General features: G+C 72.6%; 16 protein-coding genes and 1 pseudogene. 8 read left to right on the top strand and 9 right to left on the bottom strand.

The window, feature by feature from the left end; translation table 11 throughout:
* Positions 1-12 precede the first annotated feature (12 nt).
* Positions 13-822 (top strand): CPBP family intramembrane glutamic endopeptidase, encoded by an 810-nt coding sequence (locus tag NUT86_RS06180; protein WP_239471730.1) that lies wholly within the window; start codon positions 13-15, stop codon positions 820-822.
* Between the two features lie 69 nt (positions 823-891).
* Here NUT86_RS06180 and NUT86_RS06175 read toward each other — a convergent pair whose 3' ends face one another.
* Together NUT86_RS06175 and NUT86_RS06170 are read right to left on the bottom strand one after the other, a co-directional pair.
* The gene (locus NUT86_RS06175) at positions 892-1713 is read right to left on the bottom strand and encodes a PhzF family phenazine biosynthesis protein (protein WP_274733994.1); all 822 of its coding nucleotides are present in this window, start codon (positions 1711-1713) and stop codon (positions 892-894) included.
* A gap of 284 nt (positions 1714-1997) precedes the next feature.
* The gene (locus tag NUT86_RS06170; RefSeq protein WP_274733992.1) at positions 1998-2870 is read right to left on the bottom strand and encodes an NmrA family NAD(P)-binding protein; all 873 of its coding nucleotides are present in this window, start codon (positions 2868-2870) and stop codon (positions 1998-2000) included.
* Positions 2871-3146: 276 nt separating this feature from the next.
* Here NUT86_RS06170 and NUT86_RS06165 point away from each other — a divergent pair, with 276 nt between their 5' ends.
* Complete coding sequence (locus NUT86_RS06165) at positions 3147-3797, top strand: PadR family transcriptional regulator (RefSeq protein WP_266441720.1); 651 nt, start codon at positions 3147-3149, stop codon at positions 3795-3797.
* Positions 3798-3859: 62 nt separating this feature from the next.
* Here NUT86_RS06165 and NUT86_RS06160 read toward each other — a convergent pair whose 3' ends face one another.
* Positions 3860-4288 carry a type II toxin-antitoxin system Rv0910 family toxin gene (locus tag NUT86_RS06160; protein ID WP_274733988.1) on the bottom strand — a complete coding sequence of 143 codons (429 nt, stop codon included), beginning with the start codon at positions 4286-4288 and terminating at the stop codon, positions 3860-3862.
* Positions 4289-4579: 291 nt separating this feature from the next.
* Between NUT86_RS06160 and NUT86_RS06155 the strand changes: the two genes are divergently transcribed.
* The 3 genes from NUT86_RS06155 (at position 4580) to NUT86_RS06145 (ending at position 7488) form a co-directional block, all read left to right on the top strand.
* Positions 4580-5110, top strand: coding sequence for a Clp protease N-terminal domain-containing protein (locus NUT86_RS06155; RefSeq protein ID WP_018093263.1), 531 nt, complete (start codon positions 4580-4582; stop codon positions 5108-5110).
* 49 nt (positions 5111-5159) lie between these two features.
* A complete protein-coding gene (locus NUT86_RS06150) occupies positions 5160-6326 on the top strand; it encodes an EamA family transporter (RefSeq protein ID WP_274733985.1) in 1167 nt (388 codons plus the stop codon).
* Positions 6327-6504: 178 nt separating this feature from the next.
* A complete protein-coding gene (locus tag NUT86_RS06145) occupies positions 6505-7488 on the top strand; it encodes a DMT family transporter (RefSeq protein WP_274733983.1) in 984 nt (327 codons plus the stop codon).
* 64 nt (positions 7489-7552) lie between these two features.
* Here NUT86_RS06145 and NUT86_RS06140 read toward each other — a convergent pair whose 3' ends face one another.
* Entirely contained in the window at positions 7553-8209 is a 657-nt protein-coding gene (locus NUT86_RS06140; protein WP_274733981.1) for an FMN-binding negative transcriptional regulator, read from the bottom strand.
* Positions 8210-8218: 9 nt separating this feature from the next.
* Entirely contained in the window at positions 8219-8884 is a 666-nt protein-coding gene (locus NUT86_RS06135; RefSeq protein ID WP_266441736.1) for a pyridoxamine 5'-phosphate oxidase family protein, read from the bottom strand.
* 35 nt (positions 8885-8919) lie between these two features.
* On the opposite strand from NUT86_RS06135, the gene NUT86_RS06130 reads away from it, so the two are divergent.
* Complete coding sequence (locus tag NUT86_RS06130) at positions 8920-10251, top strand: aminotransferase class I/II-fold pyridoxal phosphate-dependent enzyme (protein WP_026170296.1); 1332 nt, start codon at positions 8920-8922, stop codon at positions 10249-10251.
* A 239-nt stretch (positions 10252-10490) separates the two neighbouring features.
* Here the strand turns inward: NUT86_RS06130 and NUT86_RS06125 are convergent, their stop codons facing one another.
* Positions 10491-11558, bottom strand: a complete 1068-nt coding sequence (locus NUT86_RS06125) for a DMT family transporter (RefSeq protein WP_274733977.1) — start codon at positions 11556-11558, stop codon at positions 10491-10493.
* Positions 11559-11632: 74 nt separating this feature from the next.
* Here NUT86_RS06125 and NUT86_RS06120 point away from each other — a divergent pair, with 74 nt between their 5' ends.
* Positions 11633-12541 (top strand): LysR family transcriptional regulator, encoded by a 909-nt coding sequence (locus tag NUT86_RS06120; RefSeq protein ID WP_274733975.1) that lies wholly within the window; start codon positions 11633-11635, stop codon positions 12539-12541.
* A 32-nt stretch (positions 12542-12573) separates the two neighbouring features.
* On the opposite strand, the pseudogene NUT86_RS06115 reads toward NUT86_RS06120, so the two are convergent.
* The 3 genes and pseudogenes from NUT86_RS06115 to NUT86_RS06105 all read right to left on the bottom strand — a co-directional run bounded on the left by NUT86_RS06115 (position 12574) and on the right by NUT86_RS06105 (position 16254).
* Positions 12574-13931 (bottom strand): annotated as a pseudogene (locus tag NUT86_RS06115) (carboxyl transferase domain-containing protein).
* 127 nt (positions 13932-14058) lie between these two features.
* Positions 14059-15519, bottom strand: a complete 1461-nt coding sequence (locus tag NUT86_RS06110; RefSeq protein ID WP_274733973.1) for an acyl-CoA synthetase — start codon at positions 15517-15519, stop codon at positions 14059-14061.
* Between the two features lie 270 nt (positions 15520-15789).
* Positions 15790-16254, bottom strand: coding sequence for a pyridoxamine 5'-phosphate oxidase family protein (locus tag NUT86_RS06105; protein WP_093641172.1), 465 nt, complete (start codon positions 16252-16254; stop codon positions 15790-15792).
* 254 nt (positions 16255-16508) lie between these two features.
* Here NUT86_RS06105 and NUT86_RS06100 point away from each other — a divergent pair, with 254 nt between their 5' ends.
* Positions 16509-17156 carry an isochorismatase family protein gene (locus NUT86_RS06100; RefSeq protein WP_266441750.1) on the top strand — a complete coding sequence of 216 codons (648 nt, stop codon included), beginning with the start codon at positions 16509-16511 and terminating at the stop codon, positions 17154-17156.
* Positions 17157-17346 lie beyond the last annotated feature (190 nt).

Here is a 17346-nt window from a genome sequence, read left to right as displayed (position 1 = left end):
GATACAAGTCCCGTGGCCGATGCGGACGTTCCAGGTCAAGGGCCTGGTGACGGGCTCGTCGGGGAGCCGTCCCGGAGCATCCTGCGGAGCGAGACATGGATCGTGCTGGCCCTCTCGCTGGGGGCCAGCGGGCTGTCGGCGCTGATCAGCTTCATCGGGTCGGTGACCAAGCCCGGTGGTCTCAAGGACCAGGCGGCCACGCTCAACGGCTCCCAGGCGCCCGGCCGGCCTTGGCTGGATCTCGCCTGGCAGCTGTTCGGTATCGCGACCGCCCTGGTGCCCGTGGTGCTGGTGGCGCATCTGCTGATGCGTGAACGGGCCGGCGGCCTGCGCGTGCTCGGTTTCGACCGGCGGCGGCCCGGCTTCGACCTGAGCCGCGGCGTCGTGCTGGCGGCCGTCATCGGCGGCAGCGGTGTGCTGCTGTATCTGGGTGCGCGGGCGACCGGATTCAATCTGACGGTGGTCCCCGAGGCGCTGCCCCATGTGTGGTGGAAGATCCCGGTGCTGATCGCCTCCGCGGTGCAGAACGCCGTCCTGGAGGAGGTCATCGTCGTCGGGTATCTGCTGCGCAGGCTGGGGCAATTGGGCTGGTCGCCGTTCGCGGCACTCGCGGCCAGCTCGGTGCTGCGCGGTTCCTACCACCTCTACCAGGGCATCGGCGGTTTCGTCGGCAACATGGTGATGGGCGCGCTCTTCGTCCTGCTCTACCGGCGGTGGGGCCGGGTCGGGCCGCTGGTCGCCGCCCATGCCCTGATCGACATCGTGGCGTTCGTCGGCTACGCACTGCTCGCCGGACGGGCGGGGTGGCTGCCGACGCCATGAGGCGGTGGAGGCGCGGGGCACCGGCGGTGCCTGCCGCGCCTCCCGGGGGCCGTGGCCGTGCGGGCCGGCTCAGCCGGTGACCAGCAGTTCCCCGTCGATGACCGTGACCGCCGACCCGGTCAGCAGCGTACGGTCGCCGCGCAGCTCGGTCCGTACGAAGCCGGTGCGGGCGGCGCCCTGCAGGCCGACCAGGGAGGCACGGCCCAGCCGCGCCGACCAGAAGGGGGCGAGCGCGGTGTGCGCGCTGCCCGTTACCGGGTCCTCGTCGATGCCCACCCCGGGGAAGAAGCAGCGTGAGATGAAGTCGTAGCCGCCGTCGGGGTTTTCGGCGCGCGCGGTGGTGATCAACCCGCGGCCGCCGTGCCCGGCGAGCGCCTTGAGGTCCGGGGCCAGCGCCCGTACGGACTTCTCGTCGGGCAGCTCGACCAGGAGATCGCCGACATCGGGGCCGGTGTCGTGCGCGGAGCGGATCTCGGTGCCCAGCGCGCCCGCGACCACCGGCGGTACCTCGACGGGGGTGAGCGGGGCGGTCGGGAAGTCCATGGTGATCGCCCCACGGTCGTCGGCCGTCGTGGTGAGCACCCCACTGCGGGTGCGGAAGCGGACCGTACCGCTCGCCGTCCCCGTGGTGTGCAGGACGTGCGCGGTGGCCAAAGTGGCGTGCCCGCACATATTCACCTCGGCGGCCGGGGTGAGCCAGCGCAGTGCCCAGTCGGCGTCGCCGCCCGCGGGCAGCGGGTGCGCGAAGGCGGTCTCGGAGAGATTGACCTCGGTGGCGACCCGCTGCAGCCAGGACGTATCGGGAAAGTCGCCGGAGTCGAGGAGTACGACTCCCGCGGGGTTGCCGGCGAACGGACGCTCACTGAAGGCGTCGACGATGCGAATCCTCATGGCCGCGAGCGTAGAGGTGCCACAGAGCCACAGGCCAAGGCCAATCCGGGGGAATTGGCCTTGGGAGGGAGCCGCAAGGGGCGGTGGGGGTGGCCGCCCGACCCTGTCCCGTCTCTGCCGGCCTGGCCCCTCCTCGGACGAACCGGTCCGCTTGCTCGTCGTCTCAGACGATCGGGTCCGTCGGTTTGCCTGAGATGAGGTGCGGCGAGCTCCCCGGCGCGTCGGCCTCAGCCCCGGGATCCGTCAGGGGCCACAGTCGACCACCGCTGCGGCACGGAGCGGGGTCAGGTACCGGACACGGCGGGCATGAGCAGATCGGTCGCGAAGTCCTCGACCGAGCGCGGCGGGCGGCCGAGCACGCGCTGAACACCGTCACCGAGACCTGCCACGCCCTCTTGGCGATAATTCGAATACAGCCCCTGCAAACCGTCGATGACCTGCGGCGTGATTCCACGGTCCGCGAGCGCTGCCCGCCAGGCGCCGTCCAGTGGAATATCGACGTACCGCACCGGTCTGCCGAGAACGGCGCCGAAGCGTTCGCAGAGCACTGGCAGCGTCAGTGTCTGCGGGCCACTGATCTCGATCTCACCACCGATCGGATGCGCCGCCAGGAGTTCGGCGATCGCGACCTCCGCGATATCCCGCACGTCTACGTAACCCCTGGCGCCAGGTCCGGCGGGATCGGCCAGCGTGCCCTTGGCGATCGAGGCCGCTGCCGGGAGGAAGTTCTGCAGGAAACGGTCGGGCTGAAGAACAGTCAGTTCCGGGACACCGGCGCTTCGCAGCCGTTCGGTGATCGTGTCGTGGGCGCTGATGACGGCGTCCGGAACGATCCCGTCGCCACTGAAAGCTCGGGCGCCAAGTTTGATGATCCGGCGCGCACCGGCCTCGATGGCGGCAAGGCCGAGGTTCGTTTCGGCGGCGACCTGGTCTTCGGTGAAGGGATGCGCAAGATATAGCCGGTCCACGCCGGCGACCGCACCCCGGATGTCCGCTGCATCGGTGACATCCCCACGGAAGACCTCACCACGGACCTTGCCGAGCGCCTTGGCGCCGGCTTCGGAGCGAACGAGGAAGCGCACATCACTCCGGTCGCGCAGCGCCTCGGTCAGGTATCGCCCCACGGTTCCGTTCGGCGTAGTGACCAAAATGGGCATGGATCCCCCTCCATGAACGTGATCAAGGCCGCTCCCGTCCCAACAGGGCCTGGATCCGGCGAATTCCCAGCCCGGGAACCGGGCGGCGACTTTGGACGCGAACCGGCCCGTCACGCGGTCCCGCAACGGACGTCGACGGTGCCCGTGCACCGTGTCCACGTACGACAACTCGACGTACGGCGCCGTCTGGTCCACCGCTCTTGCTTCGGCGAACAGTCCCGATATATCGTTGACGCATCGCGACTGATCAACGATAGAGAGATGGAGGACGTCATCATGCGTTCCCACGGACATGAACACGGACACGAACACGGGCATGAGCGTCGGCATGAGCACTGCGGGCCCGGGCGTCACGGCGGCCGCGGCGACTTCCCGGGCGGCTGGGAGCGGCGGCGCGCGGCCTTCGGCCCGTTCGGCCCGCCCTTTGGCCCGCCGATCGGTGGCCCGCCCTTCGGGGGCGGCCGGGGGCGCGGCGGACCGCGCGGCCGGGCGCGCCGCGGCGATGTGCGCGCCTCGATCCTGGCGCTGCTCAAGGACCGACCGATGCACGGCTACGAAATGATCCAGGAGATCGCCGAGCGCAGCGGCGGGGCGTGGAAGCCCAGCCCCGGCTCGGTCTATCCGACGCTGCAGCTCCTTGAGGACGAGGGGCTGATCACCAGCGCCAGTGAGGGCGGCAAGAAGCTGTTCTCGCTGACCGACGCCGGGCGCACCGAGGCCGACAGCGGCTCGGACGCCCCCTGGGAGGAGGCCGGCCGCGGCGTCGACTGGGAGGCGATGAACGAGATCCGCAAGGCGGGCGGCGGCCTGGTCGAGGCCTTCCGGCAGGTGTGGGCCACCGGCACTCCCGAACAGCGGGAGAAGGCCATGGCGGTGGTCAACAAGGCGCGCAAGGAGCTGTATCTGATCCTCGCCGAGGAGGACTGAGCGCGGAGTGAGCGGGGTGGTGCGGCCTTCGGGGGCCGGGGTGAGGGTCGGCCCCCGAAGGGTCAGGTGACCAGGGTGGCGAGCTTGCGCAGCGACTCGTTCAGTGCGGCGCCCGCCGAGTCCTTGAGCTTGCCGGCCATCAGCGAGACCGCGGCGCCGGTGAACGCCCCGTCGATCCGTACGGCCGTCGCCCCGTCGTCCGGGGTGAGCTCGTAGCGCATCCCCAGGCTGACGCCCATCGGGCCCTTGCCCTCGATGCCGAGCAGCCGGCCGGGCTCCAGCTCCCGCACGGTCCAGGCGACCTCCGCGGGGAAGCCCATCAGCTTCATGTTCTCGTCGAAGCCGGCGCCCACTTCGAGCGATTCCGGGCCGCCCCTGGGGAAGGCGGTGTGGGTGGCGTTCCACTCCCCGTAGGAGTCGAAGTCGGTGAGCCGCTCCCAGACCTTCGCGGCCGGTGCCTCGATGCGGGCCTGTGCGGTGACTTCGGCCATGCGATCACCCCTTCGGTGACGATCCCCGGCTGGTGCCGCGGAACGTATCCCCGCCGGGGTGAAGGTTCAATAGCGAGGACCTGCCATTGCTGATGAGGCGTCAGATTTCGGGGGCGGGGTGGCCGTGGCGGAGGGGCGGTCGTCCCGTCCCCGTATGTCCGGCCTCCACGATTCCCCTGCATCTCCTCCGCAAGGATGAGATCGGGTGTGGCCGTGCGCAACCAGCGTGGGAGACACAAATGCTTCCCGCCGGTGATGTTCCGGCATCCAGGGGCTGGTGGGGTGGGTGCTGTGCAAAACCGTACTGCGTACAGTGGGGGCGAGAGCCCCGCCCCGGAGGACCTCGCCACACAGCTCACCGTCGAGCTCGCGTCGGTCGTATCCGCTGCCCGCAGGCGGGCCACCCGCGACGGCGACCGGCAGGTCGACACCGCGCATCTGCTGCACGGCCTCCTGGAATGGGATCCCGCCGTACGCGATGTCTTCGACGGCGCACCACAGGTTGCCCGGCTGCTCGGCTACCTCGTCCAGCGCAGCATCGGCTACGGACTCCAATGGCACGGAACCGTCGAGGATTCCGGTGCGGTCCCCGTGGTTGCCGAGGGCGCCGTGCCCGGATGGTCGCCGGCCGCGGCCGCCGCCATGGACGGTGCCCTGGACCGCGCCCATGCCCGCTACGCCACCCGCGCGGGCTGCCTCGACCTGCTCGCCGCGCTGGTGGACGACCCCGAATCGCGGGCCGTCGAGGTGCTGCGACGGGCCTCCGTCGACACCGCCCGGCTCGCCGGCCGTCTGGACGGAGAGCGCCCCGGCCAAGACTGACAGGGGTCTCGGGGGTGGCACTGCTGACCACGGCTGCCATGATGGCCGGATGCACGCGTCTTCGGGGAGCCCGGCAGGAACATCGACCGGCTCGGGCCAGGGAATTTCCGGGTCCTTGGGGGGCCGGCAGTCATCACCCGCCCTCGGGGTGCGCCGTCTTCGGGTGCCCGGAGGACGCGGTGCCGGCCTCGGTATCGCCCTGCTGTCCGCGCTGGCCTTCGGCGGTTCGGGCGTCGCGGCCAAGCCCCTGATATCCGCCGGCCTCGAACCGCTGCAGGTCACCTGGCTGCGGGTGGCCGGGGCGGCGCTGGTCATGCTGCCGATCGCCTGGCGCCACCGGGATCTGGTGCGCCGCCGGCCGGCGCTGCTCGCGGGTTACGGGCTGCTCGCCGTCGCCGGCGTCCAGGCGTGCTACTTCGCCGCGCTCTCCCGTATCCCCGTCGGCGTCGCGCTCCTCATCGAATATCTGGCGCCCGCCCTCGTGCTGGGCTGGGTCCGCTTCGTCCAGAAGCGGCCGGTGACCCGGGCCGCGGCGGTCGGTGTGGTGCTGGCCGTCGGCGGGCTCGCCTGTGTCGTCGAGGTCTGGTCCGGGCTGAGCTTCGACGCCGTCGGCCTTGCGCTCGCGCTCGGTGCGGCCTGCTGCCAGGTCGGCTACTTCGTGCTCTCCGATCACGGCTCCGACGGCGACGACGCGGTGGACCCGCTCGGTGTGATCGCCTACGGCCTGCTGACCGGCGCCGTCCTCCTCACCGTGATCGCCCGCCCCTGGGGCATGGACTGGGCGGTGCTCGGCGGCGGTGCGGACATGAACGGGACGCAGGTGCCGGCCGTTCTCCTGCTCGCCTGGATCGTGCTGATCGCGACGGTGGCGGCCTACCTCACCGGTGTGGTGTCGATCCGCCGGCTCTCGCCGCAGGTGGCCGGAGTGGTCGCCTGTCTGGAGGCGGTCATCGCGACGGTCCTGGCCTGGGTCCTGCTCGGCGAGCACCTCTCCGCACCGCAGATCGTCGGCGGGGCGGTGGTGCTGGCCGGCGCCTTCATCGCGCAGTCGGCCAAGCCGAAGGCGACGGAGACGGTACGGGTGGCCGGAGCCGGGACGGGGACGGGCGACGGCGCGGGCGCCCCCGGGGGCAGCGGGTCTCCGGAGACGCCGGCCACTCCGGCTTCCGCGCCCCGGACCGGGGACGACTTGTCGGCCGGTTCCTGTGCGACATAGGGTGCCGATCATGCATTCGACTGTGCTGCCCCCTCCCGCCGCGTAACGCGGGCGGCGGCCTCCGAGGAAACCCCGGCCCGGGCTGGTTCCCGAGCCGCTTGTCGCTGCCTGCACACGGGACCACGCGACCATTCCACGGCGTATGACGCCGTCCTGGATTTCCCGGAGCACCTCTCCCATGCATGCCACTCCTTCCTCCGCCCTGCCCGTGGGCCGGGGGCTGTTGTACGTCACCCTCGCCGCGACCGCCTGGGGCACCGCGGGCGCGGCCGCCGCCCTCCTCTACCGCGGCAGCGGACTGGGCCCGCTCGCCCTCACCTTCTGGCGCACCTTCGGCGGGCTGGTCCTCCTGCTCGCCGTACGGGCGTTGCTGCGCCGCCGGTCCGGCACCGTCGCGGTCCCCGCGCCCGCTCCGTATGAGCCGCTGCGCCGGCGCCTGCCCCGGATCGTGATGACGGGCATCGCCCTCGCCGTCTTCCAGGCCGCCTACTTCGCCGCCGTCGAAGCCACCGGGCTGGCCGTGGGAACCGTCGTCACCATGGGGGCGGGCCCCGTCCTCATCGCCATCGGGGCGCGGGTGACGATGGGCGAACGGCTCGGCGCGGGCGGGGTCCTGGCCGTCGCCGGGGCGCTGGCCGGGCTGGCGGTCCTGGTCCTCGGCGGCGATGGCGGCACCACCGTCCGTCCGGCCGGGGTCGGCTATGCCCTGCTGTCGGCGGCCGGCTGTGCCGCGATGACGCTGATCACCAGGCGGCTGGGCAAGGGCGGCGGCAGCGATCCGTACGCCTCGACGGTCAGCGCCTTCGCGGTCGGTGCGCTGTGCCTGCTGCCGCTCGCGGCGGTGGAGGGGCTGTGGCCCCAGGCGCATGACCTGGGCCGCAGCCTCTGGCTGCTGGTCTATATCGCGGCGGTGCCGACGGCGCTGGCCTACGGGCTGTATTTCGCGGGCCTGGCCGCCGTCCGTGCGGCGACCGCGTCGGTGATCTCACTGATCGAGCCGGTGTCGGCCGCGGCGATCGCGGTGCTGTTCCTCGGGGAGCGGCTCACCATGGCGACGGCGATCGGAACGGGTGTGCTGCTGACGGCCGTTGCCGCGCTGGCGGTGACCGAGGCGCGCGGGGCGGTGACGGCCGCGCGGACGGCGGCGCCGGTGGCGGGCTGAGGACGCGGGTGCCCGGCCGGCGGTGTCGGCCGGGCGCCCGGACCTCCGGGGCGGCGGGCGCCCGTCAGACAGCGGGTTTCCCCGCGTCGGCCGCGGCCAGTCTGCGCTGCTGGTGGGTGCGGGCCGCCGCGTCCCCGGGGCCGTCCCGCTCGGCGAGGCGTTCCGAGACACGGTGCTGGACGGCTTCGCTCCGCTTGCCCCCGTACTTGAACTTGGCGCGGACCTCCCGCACTTCGAGCCGCAGGCCACGGATGCCGGACAGCAGCCGTCCGTACGGAGCCGCACCCGCGGCGACCGGGGCCGAGCCGCCGTCCGGCTGGAAGTGGCCCATCTGGCGTTGCAGCAGCGCCGCCTTCGCCTCCGGGTCGTCCACGACATGGGCGGTGCAGGTCAGCTGGACCGCGGCATAGAAGCTGGTGGGGACGCCGTGCTCGGGCGGCTGGTCCTCGGCCGCCTGCCAGGGGCCGGGGATGAAGGTGTAGTCGTCCACCACGCTCAGCAGCACCGTCGGCCGGTCTTCCAGCGCGCCCCAGAGGGGGTTGGGACGGGCCAGATGCGTGACGGCCTCGCGGCGGGCCGGGTCGTAGGCGAAGTGCAGCGGCTGTAGCACGGGGGGGTCGCCGGGCTGTCCGTTGGCGGCCAGCTGGCCGAAGTCGTGTGCCGCGAGCCACTGTTGCCACTCGGCGTCTTCGGTGGGGGCGTCCCAGGGGTGGATCAGCACGGTGGCTCCTCAGCGGGCGGAGAGGTACGCCGGCTCGGGGGTGCCGGGCGCGAGGTCGTCGGACGGTATGGGGGCGCCGTACATGGGTGCCACCGGAAGGACGCCGCTCCAGTACGGCAGCCCGAGGTCCTCCGGCTCGTCGTTGGGGCCACCGGTGCGGATCTTGGCGGAGGCCTCGCGCAGGCCGAGACGGATCACGGAGGTGGCGGCCAGTTCCTTGGCATTGCCCGGCCGGGAGTCCGCGGCGCGTCCGGGCAGCACATGATCGACGAGGGCGTCGAGCGCGGCCGTTTTCTCCTCCTCGTCGGTCACCTGGTGTGCGGTGCCGTGCACCACGACACTGCGGTAGTTGATGGAGTGGTGGAACGCGGACCTGGCCAGGACCAGACCGTCGACATGGGTGACCGTCACGCACACCTCCAGACCGGGGTCCGGCGCCGCGCCGGCCATCCGCAGGGGGCGGGATCCCGTCGAACCGTGGAGATAGAGGCGGTCGCCGACCCGGCCGTAGAGCGTCGGCAGGACGACCGGGGAACCGTCACGGACGAAGCCCAGATGGCAGACGTAGCCCGCGTCGAGGATGGCGTGCACCGTCTCGTGGTCGTAGGCGGCGCGGTCGCGGGCGCGGGTGGGGGTCGTGCGCGCGGTCGGTTCGTACGACTCGGCTCGGGTCATTGCGTTCTCCATTGCACTAGTGCATAATCAAGTTTGTGCTAGGAGAGTATCGGATCGAAGGGCGGCGCGCATCGGACATTGCCGCCAGCGTCGAGCGAGCCGTCGGTGCGGGCGAGCTCCAACCAGGCGAAGTGCTGCCCCCGTTGCGGGAGTTGGCCGTCTATCTCGAGGTCAATCCGAATACGGTCGCGGCTGCGTACCGTACCCTCCGCGATCGAGGGGTGATCGAAACCGCGGGCCGGCGTGGCAGCCGGGTGCGCCCCCGCCCCGCGAGCACCTCACGTGAGGCGCTGCGGGTGGAGGTGCCGCCGGGCGTCCGGGACGCCTCCGACGGAAATCCCGATCCGTCCCTGCTGCCGCCGCTGGAGCGGGCGCTGGCCGAGGCCGCCGCGCGCAGTGCACGGCGCCCCGCGCTGTACGGCACACCGGCCGTGGACGACGACCTTGCCGCCCTCGCCCGCGCGGCGTTCGCCGCCGACGGCGTGACGGAGGCCCCCGTCGCCGTCACCAGCGGTTCACTGGACGCGATAGAGCGGGTGCTGGCCGCCCATCTGCGGCCCGGCGACGCCGTGGCGGTGGAGGACCCGGGGTGGGGCAGCCTGCTGGACCTCATCCCGGCACTCGGACTGCGCACCGTCCCGGTCGGCGTGGACGACGAGGGCCCACTGCCGGAGCAGCTGGCACGCGCGGTGCAAGAGGGCGTCCGTGCCGTCGTCATCACCGACCGGGCGCAGAACCCCACCGGCGCCGCCATCAGCCGCACCCGCGCCGCCGAACTCCGCACCCTCCTGGCCGCAGACCCCGGCATCCTCCTCATCGAGGACGACCACGGCCATGGCATCGTCGACCTCCCGCTCCATCCGCTCTCCGGGATCACCGACCACTGGGTCCTGGTCCGTTCGACGGCCAAGGCGTACGGCCCGGACCTCCGTCTCGCGGTGCTCACCGGTGATCCGCTGACCATTGACCGGGTGTGCGGCCGTCAGCGCCTCGGCCCGGGCTGGATCAGTCATCTGCTCCAGGACACGGTCGTCCACCTGTGGCGGACCTCCGCGATCGACCCGAAGGCGGTGGCCGGGGCGTACGGCCGGCGGCGGGAGGCGCTGATACGGGCGCTGGCGGAGCGCGGAGTCCGTGCGCGCGGCCGCAGCGGGATGAACGTCTGGATACCGGTACCGGACGAGACCGGCGCGGTGGCCCGGCTGCTGCACTCCGGCTGGGCGGTGGCCCCCGGCGCGCGCTTCCGCCTCCACTCGCCCCCCGGCATCCGCATCACGGTCTCCGGCCTCTCCGACGACGACATCGTCCCGGTGGCGGACGCCGTTGCCGCGGCGACGGGGGTGGGGGAGGCGCGGCGGTACGAGTGAGGGCGGCGGCTGCGACGTCGTGATGTGCACGGGCGTCGGCTCTGCGGCGCGGAGGGAACTGCCGCAGAGGACAAGGGTGTTGATGCCGAAGTGCGGGGGAGGGCATGGCGGCGTGAGAAGCGGGCGCGGCGAGGCGCGGTGAGCGCATGGCGGAGCCCCCGAGGTGCGGCTCGGGGGCTCGGAGGCCTGGGGCTGGGGCTGTGACTGGGGTTGGGGCCCAGGCTTCCGGGTGGGTGTCGTCAGTGGGTGGTCGAACCGGTCGGTGGGACCGCCGGACGGCTCGGGCGGGGCCTGCTCTGGGTGAGGGCGGCGCCGGCCAGGACGATGAGGGCGCCGACCGGGGTGTTCCAGCTCAGCTGTTCGTGGAGGAGGGCCACGCCGGCCGCGGTGGCGATCACGGGGATGAAGTAGGTGACCATCTGCGCGGTGGTGGGGCCGATCTCGGCGACCAGACCGTACTGGATGAGGAAGGCGAGGCCGGTGCCCAGGGCACCCAGGGCGAAGACAGCGAGCAGCGGGATGATCGGGTAGCTGGTCGGTGCGGTGGTGAACAGTGGTGTCACCACGGCCAGTTGGGCGGTGGCCAGCAGCAGCTGCGCGCCGGACATGGACAGATGGGAGTGCGGGACGCCCGCCAGGGTGCGGCGGACATAGATCCAGCCGATGGGGTAGCAGAGCGAGGCGCCCAGGGCCATCACGGTGCCCGTCAGATCCGTGCCGGCGAAGCCCTGCCAGGTGCCGAGCACGGTGAGCACACCCAGAAACCCGAGGCCGAGGCCGGCCACCCGGCGCCGGGTGGGGCGGTCCTCGGAGAGCGCGACGACCGACAGCGCCATGCCCCACAGCGGTGAGGTGGCGTTGCAGATGCCGGCCAGTGTGGAGGGGATGGTCAGCTCGGCGTACGCGAAGAGGGAGAACGGCAATGCGTTGAGGAGGAACGCGGCCACGGTCAGATGGGCCCAGGTCCGGGCGGACCGGGGGAGCCGCTCGCGCTTGACCACGAGGACGGCCAGCAGCACCAGCGCACCGAAGGCGACCCGGCCCAGCGTCACCTGGAGCGGAGCGAAGCCCTGGGTGCCCACCTTGATGAAGAGAAAGCTGAAGCCCCAGACGAGGGAGAGGACGGCGAAGCGGAGCTGCCAGCCGCGGGCCCGGCCGCGGGCCGTCGGAGCCGCGGTCGTGGTGGCGCCGCGGAGCGCGTCGGCCGCGGTGGTCGCGGCGTCCCTGTCGGCGATGGGGCTCGCAGTGGTGGCCGGAGAGGCCGTGGTGTCGGCGGAGGCGGTGGGTGTGCCGGTGGCGGTGCTCATGAGGTCAACGATGCGGGGTGCAACTTCGTAGCACAATCGAGAATTCGTGGCCGGTATCGCTTAGCATTGCTTATGTGTTGAACCTTGATCGCCTACGGACGCTGAGCGCGGTCGCCCGCCACGGTTCGGTGAGCGCGGCCGCCGACGGGCTGCATGTGACGACCTCGGCCGTCTCGCAGCAGATCGCCAAGCTGGAGCGGGAGACCGGGCAGCAGCTGCTTGCCAAGAACGGGCGCGGAGTGCGGCTGACCGACGCCGGCCGACTGCTCGCCGACCATGCGACACGCATCCTTTCGCAGGTCGAGCTGGCCCAGGCCGAGCTGGAAGCGCATCGCGGCCAGGCGGTGGGCGAGCTGCGGCTGGGTGCTTTTCCCACCGCGGCCCGGGGACTCTTCCCGGCCGCGCTGGTCACGCTCCGCGCCGAGCACCCCCAGCTACGGGCACGGCTGACGGAGATGGAGCCGGACGAGTCGGTCCGCGGCGTGGTGCGCGGCGATATCGATCTGGCGGTCGTCCTCGACTGGTACAACCGGCCGCTGTCCCTGCCCGACGGTCTGGCGAAGGCCCCGCTGCTGGACGATCCGGCCGATGTGGCGATGCCGTCCACCCATCCGCTGGCCCGGCGGCGTTCCGTGGAGTTGGAGGAGTTCGCCGACGATGAGTGGATCTCCTGGCCCCAGGGGGAGTTCTGCAGCGAATGGCTGATGTTCACGCTGCGCAGCAAGGGCATTGAGCCGCGTGTCGCGCACATGGCGGAGGAGCACGGCACCCAGCTCGCCCTCATCGCGGCCGGGCTGGGCGTCGCGGTGGCTCCGCGCCTCGGCCGTGGGCCGGTGCCGGACGGGGTGAGCGTGGTACCCGTACGCCATACGATGCGCCGCCATGTCTATGCCATCTGGCGCGCGGATGCCGACCGCAGGCCCTCGATCCGGGCCGCCGTGGGAGCGCTCCGCACGGCCGGGAAGAGCCTGCAGGGTTCCTGAGAGGGCCACCGTCGGTGGCTCACCGGTTCCTCTCAGGCCGGTGGGACGATGCCGCGGATGACGCCCAGATCCAGCAAGTCCGTTGGCCGGATACGGAGTTGGTCCGCAGTCTCGTGGATCTGTGTCGTGTCGCGTTTGAGGATGGCCGCGGCCAGTTCCGGGGCGATCACGGAGAAGTAGCTGTCCGGCGTGGCCCAGAGCCGGTCCGGTGCGGCCAGGGCCAGCGCGCCGCCCGAACCGCCTTCGCCGATGAGCAGGGAGGTGACGGGCACCCGGGCGGTGGCGAGCGCCGCGAAGGTGTCGGCGATGGCCGCCCCGGCACCGGCCCGCTCGGCCGCCGCGTCGTTGGCGGCGCCCGGGGTGTCCACGAGGGTGAGGACCGGGATGCCGAGCCGGTCGGCGAGCCGGACGAGCCGTGCGGCGGTACGGAAACCGGCCGGGCGGGTGGCCGTACCGCACTGCGCCGCGAAGGCGAGGGTGCGCCCCGCACGGTGACCGAATCCGCACCGCATCCCGGGGTCGACGCCGCCGCAGCGGTCGCCGCTGATCTCCTCCCAGTCGTCGAAGTACGCGCGCAGATACGCCTCGGCCCGCGGCCGGCCGGGTGCGCGGGCCCGGGCCACCGCACCCCAGCCGGTCTCCGGCAGTTCGGGTGCGCCGAGCGCATCCGGCGGGGGCGCCGGCTCCACCGCCTCGACGTGGAACTCCCGTGGTGTGCCCAGCAGTTGCAGCCACCGCTGGAGCGTGGCGCGCAGCCGGTCGGGCGGGACGACGGCATCGATCTGGCCGGCGGCCAGCTGTCCCTCGGCGGTGTAGGCGGCGGGGTCGGCGTCCGGGGGACGCACCCGTGAGCCCGCGAAGCCGACCTGGGCCCCGGGGAGCGCGAGGATCACATCGGCGGCCGCGCCCAGGGTGGCCCAGCCGCCGCCGGTCGTCGGGTCGCGCAGCACGGCGAGCTGGGGGAGTCCCGCGGCGCGGTTCAGCGCGGACTGCGTGCCACCCGCTGGAGTTGGGTCAGCGCCCGCATCCCTTCCTGCATCCGGCTGCCGCCCGTGGCGATCAGCGAGACGACCGGCAGGCCGTGCTCGCGCGCATGGGTGTAGGCGGCCTCCAGCCGGTCGCCGGTGCGCTCGCCGAGGGAGCCGCCCAGATAGCGGAACTCGAAGGAGAGCACGACCGTTTCCCGTCCGCCTATCGTGGCCAGGGCGGTGACCACGGACTCGTCCTCGCCGGTCCGTTCCCGGGCGCGGGCCCGGGCGTCGTCGTAGCCGCGCCAGCCGAGGGGGCCGTCCGGTGCGGACGACGCCCCGGACGGGGTTCCGCGACCGTCGGGCACGGCCGCCTCGCTGTAGGTGTCAGCCACCGCCGCGATGGCTTGACGGGCTGTCAGCCGGGCGCACGGCAACGTCGTGGCGGCGGAGTTGCCCGCGGGAGTCCGGTCGCCGGCCGCGGCCCCGTCGCCACCGCGGTGCCCTGCGGCCTCGCCGTCCCCCGCGCCCCCGTCCCCGGCGCCACCGCTACGCACGGAGCTCACGCTTCAGGATCTTGCCCATGTCGTTGCGCGGCAGGGCGTCCAGGAAGTGCACGGTGCGGGGGCGCTTGTGCGGCGCGAGCTGGCGGGCGACATGGTCGGCGAGTTCCTCGGCGGACGGCGCCGGCCCGGCGTCCGGACCGGTCTCCGTCACGATCCAGGCGACGATCCGCTCGCCGAGGTCCTCGTCCGGCGCGCCGGTGACGGCGGCCTCGGCGACGCCCGGGTGGGCCAGCAGCGCATTCTCGATCTCGCCCGCGCCGATCTTGTAGCCACCGCTCTTGATCAGATCGGTGGCCTTACGGCCCACGATGCGGTAGTTGCCGGCGGCGTCCCGGACGGCCATGTCACCGGTGCGGAACCATCCGCCGTCGAAGGCCGCGGCGGTGGCATCGGGGCGGTTGAGGTACTCGACGAAGAGGTTCGGGCCGCGGACCTGGATCTCGCCGACCGTCTCGGCGTCGTTCGCCTCGATGGCCTGGCCCGCCTCGTCGACGAGCCGGACATACACCCCCGGGAGCGGTACGCCGACCGTGCCCGCGGCATCGGGGCCGTCCGCCCGGACGCTGGTGTTCATGAGCGTTTCCGTCATGCCGTAGCGCTCGATCACCCGTCGGCCGGTGGCGGCCGCGATCCGCTCATGATCGGTCAGCGGCAGCGCGGCCGACCCGGAGACCAGCAGCCGGGCCCGGGAGAGCGCCTTGGCGAGCGAGGGGTTCCGGCCCGCCTCTTCGGCCAGGCGGTGGTACATCGTCGGTACCCCGAACAGCATCGTGCCGTCCGCGGACAGCTCCCGGGCCACCGCTTCGGTGCTGAAGCGCCCCAGGTGGTGCACGCTGCCGCCGCGGCGCAGCGGCCCGAGGACACCGAGGATCAGGCCGTGGACATGGAAGAGCGGGAGGGCGTGCACCAGGACGTCATCGGCGGTCCACTGCCAGGCGTCCTCCAGCGCGTCGACGGTGTGCGCGAGGGCGCGCCGGGGGAGGACGACGCCCTTGGGCGGCCCGGTCGTGCCGGAGGTGTAGACGATCAGGGCCGGTGCCTCGTCGCCCGGTTCGCTCGGCAGCGGGGTCGGCGCGGCCTCCTCGGGCGGCGCCGCGGCCTCGATGTCGATACGGGACAGCGCGGCGAGCGGCCCCGGCAGATCGGCATCCGGCTCGGCCAGGACGAGCGAGGGCATGCTGTCCGCCACGATGTGCGCCAGCTCGCTCTCACCGATCTTCGGATTGACCGGCACCACGGCCACCCCGGCGAGCAGCGCGGCCACCGCGCCGACCGCGGTCTCCAGCGTCGGCGTCGCCCAGAGGGCGATACGGGTCTCACCGGCGATCCGCTCGGCGAGCGCACCCGCCACCGACGCCAACTGGCAATGGCTGAGACTGCGATCGCCGAAGCGCAGCGCGGGGGCGGGCGAAGCGTCGCGCAGCGCGGGGAAGAGCACGTTCACCGGATCTCCTTCGTCCTCGTCGGGGCCCGGCCACCTCGCGGCCGGGCCGTCCCGCTCCCGCACCTGCCGGTACCGGACGGGCTGACCTCCACCACTCTCCCAGAGACCACCGACAACGCGATCACCTCGGGACGACCGGCCTCGCCGTCCGCGGCGATCAGCTTGCTCATGCGAGGCGTCCACCCGCCCGGTGCCGCGGCCGCCACCCGCCCGGTGCCGCGGCCACCACCCGCGTGGCGCCCTCGCCCTCGTCCCGGGATCTTCGCGCCCTCACCCCGGGATCTTGCGGAAGTCCCACGACACGACGGACTCCGGCGTCAGCCGCAGCCAGGCATGCCGGCCGTCGTGCGGCATCTCGGACATCCCGAAGTACTTCTCCGCGAAGAGCCGCTCCGGGGCGCCCAGTTCGGGGCACGGCTCACCGGTGCGCGGCGCCTCGCCGACGCACTCCGCCCGGCCCGCCAGCTCGGCCCCGCGCAGCTCGCCGTACTCGTGCCCGTCATCGACGACCACCGCGATCCTCGGGTCCGTGCGCAACTGCGCCCAGCGCCTGCTGCGGGTGATCGAATAGAGCCACAGCGCCGTACCGTCCCAGACGAACCACAGCGCTCCGACGTGCGGCGCACCGTCCCCGCCGACCGTGGCGACGCGGCAGGTGCGCTGCGCCGCGAGGAAGGCGTCGAGCTCGCCCTGCGTCATCATGATCCGGCGCCCGCGCCGCTGTGTGTCGGCCATCCGTCCCCGCCCTCCGCCGTGTGCCGCCCGTGTGGCACTGACCGCTCACCTGACACCCTAGGCTGCTGACTATGTGTCAGAAACCGGTGTCGGAAAGCATGAGGGCTCTTCCTGACGTGCGCAATGCCCGATAGCCTCGCCCGCCTCGAACCGGCCCGTCGGGGAAGCACCGACCGGGACCCGGTCCCGCCGCTCCTGCAGACCCGCTACTCCTGCAGACCCGCGGGAAATCAGAACCGCCAGAGGGGAATGCGATGCCTTCGGACGCTGCACGGCTCATCGGCCAACTGGACCCGGCCACGACGGTGCTGCTCACCGTCGAGTGCCAGCGCGGGGTGGTCGGCCCGGAGAGCGCACTGCCCGAACTCGCCGACGCGGCCCGCACGTCGGGGGCGCTGGCGAACGTCGCCCGGCTGGTGGCGGCCGCCCATGACACCGGCGTCCAGGTGCTGCACGCGGTCGCCGAACGCCGTCCCGACGGCCGCGGCGCCAGCCACAACGCCCGCCTGTTCAAGGCGGCCGCGCGGCTGCCCGTCCAGCAGTTCACCGGGTCCACCGCGGTCCGTATCGCCGACCCGATACCCGTCTCCGACAACGACCTGGTGGTGCGCAGACTGCACGGTCTCTCGCCGATCGCCGGCACCGAGGTGGACGCGCTGCTGCGCAACTTCGGGTGCCGGACGCTGATCGTCACCGGGGTGTCGGCGAATGTGGCGATCCCCAATGCCGTCTTCGACGCGGTCAACCTCGGCTATACGGCCGTGGTGCCCGCGGACGCCATCGCGGGGGTGCCTGCCGACTACACCCCCGCGATGGTCCGCAACACCCTCGCGCTGGTCGCCACCGTCACCACCACCGATGACGTCCTGACCAGCTGGAAGCGGCCGCGCCGTGGCCGCTGACCCGGGTTGTCGGTACCGACGAAACCCCCTAGGTCCCAGGGCGGGTGGCCGTCCGTCCAGAGAATGACGCCGGGGCCCGTGGTGGCACTTCAGTACAGTCCGACTTTGGGTCCCTGTGGGGGAGGACGGCGCTGACCTGTGCATTCGAGGATGGGGAGAGGACCTGATCCCCTTCCCCTCGAAGTGCGGT

The sequence above is a fragment of the Streptomyces sp. G7(2002) genome, assembly GCF_028870195.1.
Taxonomy (GTDB): Bacteria; Actinomycetota; Actinomycetes; order Streptomycetales; family Streptomycetaceae; genus Streptomyces; species Streptomyces nigrescens.
The sequence above is the reverse complement of the archived record's forward strand: the minus strand, read 5'-3'. Positions and strand labels throughout refer to the sequence as shown.

Excerpts from the sequence above, each read along its gene's own strand:
- NUT86_RS06135 (WP_266441736.1), bottom strand. The coding sequence starts at position 8,884 with ATGACCCGAGCCGAGTCGTACGAACCGACCGCGCGCACGACCCCCACC.
- NUT86_RS06125 (WP_274733977.1), bottom strand. The coding sequence starts at position 11,558 with ATGAGCACCGCCACCGGCACACCCACCGCCTCCGCCGACACCACGGCC.
- NUT86_RS06175 (WP_274733994.1), bottom strand. The coding sequence starts at position 1,713 with ATGAGGATTCGCATCGTCGACGCCTTCAGTGAGCGTCCGTTCGCCGGC.
- NUT86_RS06100 (WP_266441750.1), top strand. The coding sequence starts at position 16,509 with ATGCCTTCGGACGCTGCACGGCTCATCGGCCAACTGGACCCGGCCACG.
- NUT86_RS06105 (WP_093641172.1), bottom strand. The coding sequence starts at position 16,254 with ATGGCCGACACACAGCGGCGCGGGCGCCGGATCATGATGACGCAGGGC.
- NUT86_RS06170 (WP_274733992.1), bottom strand. The coding sequence starts at position 2,870 with ATGCCCATTTTGGTCACTACGCCGAACGGAACCGTGGGGCGATACCTG.
- NUT86_RS06145 (WP_274733983.1), top strand. The coding sequence starts at position 6,505 with ATGCATGCCACTCCTTCCTCCGCCCTGCCCGTGGGCCGGGGGCTGTTG.
- NUT86_RS06165 (WP_266441720.1), top strand. The coding sequence starts at position 3,147 with ATGCGTTCCCACGGACATGAACACGGACACGAACACGGGCATGAGCGT.
- NUT86_RS06160 (WP_274733988.1), bottom strand. The coding sequence starts at position 4,288 with ATGGCCGAAGTCACCGCACAGGCCCGCATCGAGGCACCGGCCGCGAAG.
- NUT86_RS06150 (WP_274733985.1), top strand. The coding sequence starts at position 5,160 with ATGCACGCGTCTTCGGGGAGCCCGGCAGGAACATCGACCGGCTCGGGC.